This is a genomic window from Bacillus sp. 05T31 (assembly GCF_056396725.1).
The window spans coordinates 1-3,132 of the sequence record NZ_JBFTMA010000526.1; the positions used below are offsets into that span (position 1 = coordinate 1).

The 3,132-nt window shown below is 34.0% G+C and carries 5 protein-coding genes; 1 reads left to right on the plus strand and 4 read right to left on the minus strand.

The window, feature by feature from the left end:
• Positions 1-140 precede the first annotated feature (140 nt).
• The 3 genes from AC1DJR_RS23490 to AC1DJR_RS23500 all read right to left on the minus strand — a co-directional run bounded on the left by AC1DJR_RS23490 (position 141) and on the right by AC1DJR_RS23500 (position 1,665).
• Complete coding sequence (locus AC1DJR_RS23490; protein ID WP_000539672.1) at positions 141-455, minus strand: DMT family transporter; 315 nt, start codon at positions 453-455, stop codon at positions 141-143.
• Position 456: 1 nt separating this feature from the next.
• A complete protein-coding gene (locus AC1DJR_RS23495; protein WP_429687710.1) occupies positions 457-813 on the minus strand; it encodes a DMT family transporter in 357 nt (118 codons plus the stop codon).
• Between the two features lie 492 nt (positions 814-1,305).
• The gene (locus AC1DJR_RS23500; protein WP_002188427.1) at positions 1,306-1,665 is read right to left on the minus strand and encodes a MerR family transcriptional regulator; all 360 of its coding nucleotides are present in this window, start codon (positions 1,663-1,665) and stop codon (positions 1,306-1,308) included.
• A gap of 140 nt (positions 1,666-1,805) precedes the next feature.
• Here AC1DJR_RS23500 and AC1DJR_RS23505 point away from each other — a divergent pair, with 140 nt between their 5' ends.
• A complete protein-coding gene (locus tag AC1DJR_RS23505) occupies positions 1,806-2,576 on the plus strand; it encodes an SDR family NAD(P)-dependent oxidoreductase (protein WP_016119650.1) in 771 nt (256 codons plus the stop codon).
• A gap of 78 nt (positions 2,577-2,654) precedes the next feature.
• Here AC1DJR_RS23505 and AC1DJR_RS23510 read toward each other — a convergent pair whose 3' ends face one another.
• Complete coding sequence (locus AC1DJR_RS23510; RefSeq protein WP_002166324.1) at positions 2,655-3,110, minus strand: N-acetyltransferase; 456 nt, start codon at positions 3,108-3,110, stop codon at positions 2,655-2,657.
• Between the last annotated feature and the right edge of the window lie 22 nt (positions 3,111-3,132).

The following is a 3,132-nucleotide window of genomic DNA, read 5'->3' on the forward strand; positions in this document are numbered from 1 at the left end:
ATCTAAACCCTTTCACACGCGTATTGAATGACTGTCACTCATTTTATAAAATAACTAGCTGTACTGTCAATCATCGTGCACTTTTCATAATAAAAATCTCCCAACAAATCGTTAGGAGATTTAACTTTAATATCCTTTTCTTATGAAAGAGCTTTTAACCCCGTAACTCCACATACGATAAGAGCTACACTAATCAAACGTGCCTTACTTTTCGATTCACCAAACAGAAACATATTTAATAAAACAGCTCCTGCTGTTCCAATGCCAATCCAAACCGCATAAGCTACACTTACTTGTAAGAACAAGAAAGATGTGTATAAGAATGCAAAGGAAGTTGCAAATCCACCTATATAAATCGCTCCATTTGCTAACGTCTTATCTTTACTATACATTTTAAGGCCTATCACACCGACTATTTCACTAATTGCAGCACAAAATACGAAAAACCAACCCAWTTTAAGCAGCTCCTTTCACAATTTCTTCCGCGGTTTCTTCTTTATTATCAGCTAATTTTAAACCGATAACGCCCGCTACGACCATTACGATAAAGAATAGCTTTCCTAAACTGAAACTGCCGCCGAAAAGGAATACATCCATTAGGAAAGTACCAACCGTACCAGCTCCGGCAAACACAGCATATACAGTCCCTGTTGCAAGATGTTCGCACGCTTTCGATAGGAAGTAAAAATCAACAGCGATAACTCCTACAATAATGACCCAATGCCACCAAGTATGAGCTGTATTAAAACCAAACACCCAAAAAATTTCAAAGATACATGTTAATGTGACATATAACCAAGCTTTATTTTTCATATCTCTCACCTTCTATTATTTACTGACTGACCGTCAGTCATTTTTGATTTAAAAAATATAATCTCACTCTAACTACTATTTAAAAAACCAATATCATCCTCATTTATCCTTATATTTGTTCCGTTATTAAGCTAACTACATATAAAAGTTGCTTATCTACACCCTTCCACAGAAAAAATGACTGAATGTCATTCATAAACATTCTACATGACCAATTGATAAAGTGTCAACACCCGGATTCTATTAACTAAAAAATATTTTAAATTTCTTAAATCCACATGTATATTTCTTAATAATCTGTCAATAATGGTAGTAACATAATATTTTCTCCATTCCCCCCTTGGAGATCCCTTTGAATCGAGCAGTTGCTTTTAGCTAACTGCTCTTTTTTAATTTATCGGCACATTATAATTAAATACTCATAGATAAATTCCAAAACAAAGACCTGTACTCCCTTTTCAACATGCAACAAAGAACGAAATATTTTGTACGCTATTTACTTTTCAACGAGTCTTTGTATGCAATAATTTTATTTTCGAGCATCTTCTCTGTAACTTCTAAATTTTCTCTTTGAATCTGAATAGATTTCCTATGATCTTCTAAGAGCTGTAAACGAGCTTCGGTTGTATGCTCCCCTTCTAAATATAATCTAGCATATTCTCTTATTTTCGCTATCGGCATTTGTGTTTGTTTTAATTTCATTACAAACTGCAACCACTTTATATGTGACTCTTCATACAATCTATTCCCATTTGCATCGCGATTTGCAATTAATATGTTCTCCTTTTCATAATAACGTAATGTATGTGTGCTCACTCCTAATAATTTAGCTACCTCGCTAATTGTGTACATAACCATTCTCCCTCCGCACGCCATTTACTCTCATATATTTTACTGCCTTATCCAAATTATAAAAAACATTTGACTTAGAGTATACTCTAACAAATACAATCTAACCATGATAAATTAATTTGAATTTAGGAGGCTTTTATATGAAATATACTGTTATTACTGGTGCTAGTTCAGGAATTGGCTATGAATCCGCTTTAGCCTTTGCATCTCGCGGAAAAAACTTAATACTTGTAGCTCGAAGACAAGCAGAATTAGAAAAATTAAAATTGAAAATTAACGAAATGCATCCGGAATTGGATGTTGTCATTCGAAGAACTGATTTATCAGTCACTGAAGAAGTTTATAAATTTTATGAAAGTCTACAAAGTTTTCAAATTGAAACGTGGATTAACAACGCAGGTTTTGGTAATTTCGCCTCAATTGCTGAACAAAATTTAAACAAGATAGAAACGATGTTGCATGTAAATATAGAAGCACTAACAATACTATCTTCCCTTTTCGTTCGAGATTATTCAATGACCGAAGGAACACAGCTTATTAACGTTTCATCAGGCGGTGGATACACGATTGTTGCCAATGCTGTTACGTATTGCGCTACGAAATTTTATGTAAGTGCATTTACAGAAGGATTATCTCACGAACTGAAAGAACAAGGTGCAAAACTACAAGCAAAAGTTTTAGCTCCTGGTGCAACTGAAACAGAATTTGCGAAACGTTCATTTAATATTGATGAGTTCCAATACGATAATGTTGTACCGAAATTCCACACTGCAAAACAAATGGCACAATTTATGCTCGACCTTTATGATAGCGATAAAGTTGTAGGACTTGTCGATGGTTCTACTTATAACTATGAGCTTAAAAATCCCATTTTTAATTTTGCAGTAAGACAAACGAATTCAAATTCTTAACAACATCTCATTTCTAATTAAAATATAGATACCCACTATTTCTTAAATAATAGTGGGCCTTTTTTCTCTCTAAAAATTTCACCCAACATACCGTATCATCGCCACTTCATCACAATAATTGACTTTTGGACAATGTCTACAATCAACCCATACTTTCTCTGGCAGCAATTCTTTATTTACAAAATCAAATCCACACTTTTGAAAAAATACTGTTTCATACGTTAAAGAAATCACTCTTTTTACATTTATTTTCGTCGCTTCCTCCATCACATGACTCACGAGCATACGCCCTATCCCTTTTCCTGCATATGTATGCGAAACTACTAACGATCGTACTTCTGCAAGATCCTCTCCTAACACATGTAAACCAGCAACTCCAACGACTTCCTCTCCTTCTTTCATAACATATAAACATTGTAAATATTGATAGAGAGACAAAAGAGAACGCGGCAAAACAACTCCTTCTTTTGCATACATTTCAATGAGATTATAAATTTCTTTCACATCACTTGTAACCGCATTAAAGATTTTCATATTATATCCCCTTGCCCCAGTG

Coding starts and splice junctions, on each gene's coding strand:
- AC1DJR_RS23495 (WP_429687710.1), bottom strand. CDS start 813: ATGAAAAATAAAGCTTGGTTATATGTCACATTAACATGTATCTTTGAA.
- AC1DJR_RS23500 (WP_002188427.1), bottom strand. CDS start 1,665: ATGTACACAATTAGCGAGGTAGCTAAATTATTAGGAGTGAGCACACAT.
- AC1DJR_RS23505 (WP_016119650.1), top strand. CDS start 1,806: ATGAAATATACTGTTATTACTGGTGCTAGTTCAGGAATTGGCTATGAA.
- AC1DJR_RS23510 (WP_002166324.1), bottom strand. CDS start 3,110: ATGAAAATCTTTAATGCGGTTACAAGTGATGTGAAAGAAATTTATAAT.